This is a genomic window from Paraglaciecola hydrolytica (genome assembly GCF_001565895.1).
GTDB classification, from domain to species: Bacteria; Pseudomonadota; Gammaproteobacteria; order Enterobacterales; family Alteromonadaceae; genus Paraglaciecola; species Paraglaciecola hydrolytica.
The window spans coordinates 444551-450550 of record NZ_LSNE01000007.1; the positions used below are offsets into that span (position 1 = coordinate 444551).

The 6000-nt window shown below is 34.1% G+C and carries 7 protein-coding genes; 3 read left to right on the plus strand and 4 right to left on the minus strand.

The features are described from left to right. Positions 1-487 precede the first annotated feature (487 nt). Positions 488-883 carry a PDDEXK-like family protein gene (locus AX660_RS15710; protein ID WP_068378613.1) on the plus strand — a complete coding sequence of 132 codons (396 nt, stop codon included), beginning with the start codon at positions 488-490 and terminating at the stop codon, positions 881-883. A 232-nt stretch (positions 884-1115) separates the two neighbouring features. Further along, positions 1116-1232, plus strand: a complete 117-nt coding sequence (locus AX660_RS23720) for an SEC-C metal-binding domain-containing protein (protein ID WP_407669397.1) — start codon at positions 1116-1118, stop codon at positions 1230-1232. On the opposite strand, the gene AX660_RS15715 is transcribed toward AX660_RS23720, so the two are convergent. Together AX660_RS15715 and AX660_RS15725 are read right to left on the minus strand one after the other, a co-directional pair. Then, entirely contained in the window at positions 1216-1464 is a 249-nt protein-coding gene (locus AX660_RS15715) for a hypothetical protein (protein ID WP_068378615.1), read from the minus strand. The two genes, AX660_RS23720 and AX660_RS15715, sit on opposite strands and share 17 nt — an antisense overlap. A 586-nt stretch (positions 1465-2050) precedes the next feature. Continuing rightward, positions 2051-2425 carry a hypothetical protein gene (locus tag AX660_RS15725; protein WP_068378622.1) on the minus strand — a complete coding sequence of 125 codons (375 nt, stop codon included), beginning with the start codon at positions 2423-2425 and terminating at the stop codon, positions 2051-2053. Between the two features lie 315 nt (positions 2426-2740). Here AX660_RS15725 and AX660_RS22865 point away from each other — a divergent pair, with 315 nt between their 5' ends. After that, a complete protein-coding gene (locus tag AX660_RS22865; protein WP_082768941.1) occupies positions 2741-3586 on the plus strand; it encodes a hypothetical protein in 846 nt (281 codons plus the stop codon). A 36-nt stretch (positions 3587-3622) separates the two neighbouring features. Here the strand turns inward: AX660_RS22865 and AX660_RS15735 are convergent, their stop codons facing one another. Both AX660_RS15735 and AX660_RS15740 read right to left on the minus strand, forming a co-directional pair. Then, entirely contained in the window at positions 3623-5395 is a 1773-nt protein-coding gene (locus tag AX660_RS15735) for a hypothetical protein (RefSeq protein WP_068378624.1), read from the minus strand. Next, positions 5392-5871, minus strand: coding sequence for a hypothetical protein (locus tag AX660_RS15740; protein ID WP_068378625.1), 480 nt, complete (start codon positions 5869-5871; stop codon positions 5392-5394). The genes AX660_RS15735 and AX660_RS15740 overlap by 4 nt, the downstream gene beginning before the upstream one ends. Positions 5872-6000: the final 129 nt, after the last annotated feature.

The following is a 6000-nucleotide window of genomic DNA, read 5'->3' on the forward strand; positions in this document are numbered from 1 at the left end:
CCTTCTATATTTTCAGAATAGACAATGACTTAAGCTATAAGCCTTCCGTTAGTTGGCTTCTGGTTAATAATTGTGCTAGTTTTGTCATATGTTATATTTCGATTCTAAGGTTGCAGATATGCAAAAAGTTAAAAATTCATTCAACGGTACAGATGAATTGGAAATTTAAATACGACTCTATTTATTCAAGTGCGTGATATACGTAAAGGTGAGCTAAGGCTCACTTTTTTGTTTTTATAAGGTTGTCATTATTATTGAATGTTGTTAACTTAAGGGTAAGCTTTATCACAGGCGGACATGTCTGATAATAGTATTAACGCGTCAAACTTGTAACAAAGAAGCGCGGGGCTGGCAGCCTCTTCTATTAGGTACAAACCATTAGGTTGTATGGTGATAATTAATTGGGAGTAATTCGTCACGAATACTCGGCTCGCAGACAGAAAGCCCTTATCTGGTATGCGACATCAATTTTTTATTGGATATCACTATGCCTGTCAAAAACGCAAACCGCAGTACTCCCGCTTTTCAACACTATAAAAACGTATCTTTTGAAACTCTAGCCGCTAGTTGGTTCACGTATGATGGTTGGGAGGTTTTCCTTCCTGTGATTGATCATGACATGAAAACTGACCTATTAGTCGGAGACGGAACGTCCTTCTACAGAATACAAATCAAAACATTTGAATCTAATGATGAGTCCACCTATGTCGAGAATAAGTGGGGCGACGCTCAAATTGACTTTGTTATTTGCTTCTCTCGAACAGCTAACTGGGGCTACATCTTAAAACCGTTTACTCAAGCGAGAAAACGACTAAATGCTGCTGATAATATCAAATTCCATCAACATCCAAAACCGTTTATGAAGGCCTTTAACAGAATTTAGACTCGGTAAATTTATTTGAAGGTTATTTTATTAATATTGTGCGATGTTGATTACGACAATTGTAGTTGGAAACCGATCCAATCTAGTTGGAAACTGCAATTGAAGTTGAAAACTTATCCATAACTATAAGGCGAGCTAATTTAGCTCGCTTTTTGTTATTGCTTCTACTTACACTTTGTTTTTGAATTAAGTCAGCAACTAGATAGCATAATAAGGTTATACATTGAAAAAAATGGGGCTAAACTCTCCTTGCTGGTGTGAATCTGCTAAGAAATATAAACTTTGCCACTTGAATAGGGATAAATTGAGTAAAAAAAGGCCGATTAAAGCATTTAGTGATCAAACATGACATGCGCTCTTCGGGCATCTCTTAGTACGAATAGAGCTTGGGTAAAACAACTTTCACAAAGGTCGATTTGATAACATTTTCCATTTTGCTTAGAACCATATCCCCAATCCGCTCTCAATTCTCCGTATTCTTCAAATTTTATTCCATTTAAGTCGATTATTAAGCTCTGATTACACACTCCACACGAACGGTCTAAAACTGTTTCGGTTAAACGTCTATTATTAATTTTCACGTTACATTCCTAAGTTTAAAATATTCGATTACATACCAATACTGAGATGAGCGATTTAAGCTCCAATAAAATGCTGTCTATAGATCGACTACCCGCAGGGAATTAGTATTTGGTCCTACTATTGAACCCAACGTACTAAAGTACTGAGAGTTGTTCTTCAAATATTTTTTTCTTTGTCTTTTATTATACTTTGAGAATTTAATACGCCTCTTTAAAGCGATTTCCTGCCCACTTTTTTTACTTATCCGCGTACTTTCATGCGTATCACTACTTTGGCAAGTTAACTGGATTTGCTGAGTATTGTTACCATGACTACGATTTTTAAATATAGATGAAAGTCGAAGCTTGTTTTTCGTAGCTAATTTTCGCGTCATAATCCCACCTCACAATACTGGTCAATTATCAATCAATTGGTGCATTTTCAGTAAACTGTGTTACCATTAAAACGTTACTAAAAAGGAGATAGAACATGATGTATCAGTTATGTGGAACAGATGAGCTTGGTATATAAGCTCATCTCTAATCCTAAGATTCTCCGAACTTTCCCAAACGTCAGCTTTCTTAATGCATGCCCTAATGCCTTTTTTTAGGCATATCCACCCAACTTGATTGATTGAAGATAGTCCATAACATATTCGAACTGATGGTTTTGAACGCATTCTTTTGCTGTAACACCACCAAAAGCAGGAATTTGTTCTTCATAAAACCATAAAAATGCCTCTCGCCTTGTAGATCCCATCTCTTGAACGAAATTTACAATGCAAATAACTTGTAATAGTTGTTGGTAAAACAACTTGTTCTGAAGCGCAATTCGAAGTGAAGCTGTTGAATGCACCAGATTACAAATACCAAGTGATTGAGCAAGTTCAGTCTCGTTGCATTTGAGCAGATCTAAAATTCGACCAACATCAATATCACCATTTTTATCGGTTAGATTCATGATGTCTAAGACTTTACCCATCTATCCCCAATCCCAATCTGTCACTTATGTTAGAGCTGAGATTTAATCAGAAAAAATGGTGTTAATGAAATACCGTTTGGACGCAAAAGTTCGGACGGTGAGATGACTATATTCTTTCACAAAAGGTTATGGTATCGTTAATATGAGTTTTCCTAAGTTATTGATATATATTATTTAAATAATTATATATGGAATTATCAGGGATAGTTTATTATAAATAATAAACAGATTTATATACATGTTCCAGCTAAGACTGTCTTCAATATGGTGACTGATGAAAACTATCAAACTGGCCGATATTAATAGGGAAATACGATGTATCATCTTCTAGTTAGTTATTCTAATTGGCCTAATAATTGTGCGTTAGTTTCAGGATCGCGCTGTCTAACTTATACGGACCAACATATTGTCGAAAAAGTCAGTGCGAATGGTACATTGAATATAGAGGCCATTCGTAGTAATCCCGCACTTTTTGTCACTGAGCATCAAAACCCTGAAGCTGTTTTTGCACGCATCGGTTACATTCATGCTGTCAGGAAAGTTGGTAAAGATTACGAAATTCAATATTATTTCGAAGAGTCTATAGATTCTCTTCCAAATAATATATTGAGTGCCATGTCAATTGAGTTAGGTGTGGTCAATAATTTCGAATGGAATAATTCCCATTGGGCGGTTAAAGATGTAGACCTTTTTAAAGCGCTTTATAAAGTAAACTCAGCGAGACCAACAAAGAATCCGTATTTTGATACAGTTGGGCTTAAGTGTGAAAATAAGAATTTGATATCAGTAATGATGCCATTTAATGATTCATGTAAGGGAGTTTTTGAATCAATTGAATCAGCTGCAAATATACAAGGTTTAGAGTGTAAAAAAGCTGACAATGTTTGGGAACATCATTCTATTATTCAAGACATAATAACTCTCATATGTATCTCAAAAATAGTCATATGCGATTGCACGGGAAGAAACGCAAATGTATTTTATGAAACTGGGATAGCACATGCACTTGGTAAAAACGTAATCTTAATAACGCAAAATTTGGACGATATTCCATTTGATCTAAAACATTTGAGGGTTGTTAGATACTTGAATAACGATCAAGGATTGTCTCAACTCGTCAATGATTTATCACCTCGAATTAATTATCTTATAAATAACTAAATTCACTAATTGAGGATTCCCTCCTTTTTTTAAGCTCTAATTAGTTTTACCCAAATACATTGTCTGATCAAAGCTTGGATCATCGTATTTAGGCACCCAATCAATGTCATTTGCACCTTTTTTGTATTTGTATTCTGTAGTCGAGAAGACTATTTGAATATCCTCTTTATCAGCAAGAATCTTAAGAGCTTTGATGAATTGATTCAAATCTTCAGCACTAATGTCATGTTGTCTCGGTGTATCTAAAATCAAAAAACGTATACCTCGTTTATTACATTTGATAATTTCTTCAAACAAGGCAGCGTGGTATGAAAGAACAACTCTTAATTTTGTACTCCCTTTAAATGCAGACAATTTTTCACCACCAAAAGTGGCTTTAAATTCGTCTAATAAATTGACATCATCTGGAACATTTTTAGTATTAATCGTTTTAATCCAAGTAGAAATGGACTGTGTGAGATTAGACTTGAATCTTATTAAGCCCAAAGAAGATTTGTTTGGTGATGATGATAATGAATCTTGTCTGTTAAGAGCTATATCTCTTTCTCTTTCTGCTGCTAAATATTTTTCTTCAATTTCCGAGAGGTTTTCGATTTCTCTCTTTTTGATTTCAAGTGAGATTATTTCAGCAAGAGTCATATGAATGGCTTCGACCAAAGCAGATAAACCTTCGTCTTTCTCAGTGTTCTCTCTAGCCAAATTTAATCTATCTATATCGTCAAAATGAGCTTGTAGTTCGTTTTTTAATATCTTAATTTTAAGCTCTGAGCTTTCTGCATTGAACACTAAGTCCTTTATTTGATCTTTTAAATAAAGTAGATTTTTACCATAACTCTCTGAACTACCAAGAAATAATCCGCATCCATCAACTGAACAAATTTCAGAAAAAGACATAAAGATTCTTTTCGCTTCCTCGTTCAATGAGAGAGTATTTATTTCAACTTCTATTTCTGAGCGAATAGAAGAAATACTTGAACATTTACTTTCCAAAAAAGAAATTTCCTGTTGAAGCTCTCTTATTTGTGACATTTTTGATGAAATTAACTTATCAATGCTATCAGTAGCATCTAACTTTAAATTTTGACTTGATTTAATCTTATTTATTTTGGATTTAAGGCTTTCAATTTGATTATCAATTTCTTGAACGGAAACGGAGCCAATATCTGTGCCTTTGAGTGTGTCCTCATATATAGCTTTAAATCTGTGGACTTTTTGATCCGCTTTTTCCACTAACTTTTTCGCATCAATAGCACTTTTTCTCTGATCAAAAGAATTCTTGGCTGGCATGTTAATACTCAACCTTACAGATTCAATGAATTGGTCTTTAATAAAATTGCTACCAGGTGAATTATAAAAATCACCATAACCAATATCTTGGTCGAGGTAAAATAGGGGTAATATCGTGGACAAATATGGATGTGTAAATGAGTTAGAGTTCGTAACCAACTGTGGAAATTCATATCCTAACAGTTCAAATAAAAATCTACTATAGTCGCCTTCTTTGAAAAAAGTCTGTTTTGTCCCAGTAGGTTCTTTTACTAATACTTCAAAATCACTAGAGTATTTTCTCTCTAATTCATACGGTTTAGATTTGATGAAAACTTTTAGTTTTGCACATTGGCAATGTGAGTAAATATCATCCCTGAAAATACATGAATACCCTAAACAAAATGCGATTGTTTGAACAAGAGGTGTTTTACCTGATCCATTTGCACCATATAATTGGGTTATAGATTTAGCAAAAAAAAGTTCTTCAGTACCCCATCCCGTAACGCCTCTGCCAATTACTGTTAAACTGACAAGTTTCATAATATTTCAAGATCCATTTGTTTATCCTTACAGATATTTCGATAACTTCGTTGTACAAGCATTAAGTTGTAAGATAAATCTGAACTATCTTCTAGTGCTTTGGAAATTACTTTCTTCCCTAATTCTGTGACTTCAAGTTTACCCTTCCTATTATTAACGGAAACTAAATGTGAAATCTCTAAAAATGAAAGCGCTTTAACTGTTCTTACTCGCAAATTCGCGGACCAACCAAGATGCTGAGATGATCCCTTAAATTCCTTGATCGAGCCTTCGATGCATTCACCAACAAGTTGCCCTAATTCAGATACGTTGGGCTTCCGCCGATCTTTCGACATCATAAGAACAACCATTGAAATAAATGGTAAATGGAACAAAGCCTCATTACTCAATTTATGAGGTTTGATAACATTCATGTTTTCCAGATGTATCTTTAAATTTGATTCTTTAGCTAATTCAAAAAAATTAGTTAAGTTCATAATTACTGAGACCTCACCATTACAGAAAATAAACCACCCAATATCAGCTCTTTACTCAGACTGCTAAAGCATTTATAACGGCTTAATTCACTGTCAATTAAACTGACGAATTTTTCTAAATCTGAAAAA

Coding starts and splice junctions, on each gene's coding strand:
- AX660_RS15725 (WP_068378622.1), bottom strand. CDS start 2,425: ATGGGTAAAGTCTTAGACATCATGAATCTAACCGATAAAAATGGTGAT.
- AX660_RS15710 (WP_068378613.1), top strand. CDS start 488: ATGCCTGTCAAAAACGCAAACCGCAGTACTCCCGCTTTTCAACACTAT.
- AX660_RS22865 (WP_082768941.1), top strand. CDS start 2,741: ATGTATCATCTTCTAGTTAGTTATTCTAATTGGCCTAATAATTGTGCG.
- AX660_RS15740 (WP_068378625.1), bottom strand. CDS start 5,871: ATGAACTTAACTAATTTTTTTGAATTAGCTAAAGAATCAAATTTAAAG.
- AX660_RS15735 (WP_068378624.1), bottom strand. CDS start 5,395: ATGAAACTTGTCAGTTTAACAGTAATTGGCAGAGGCGTTACGGGATGG.
- AX660_RS23720 (WP_407669397.1), top strand. CDS start 1,116: ATGGGGCTAAACTCTCCTTGCTGGTGTGAATCTGCTAAGAAATATAAA.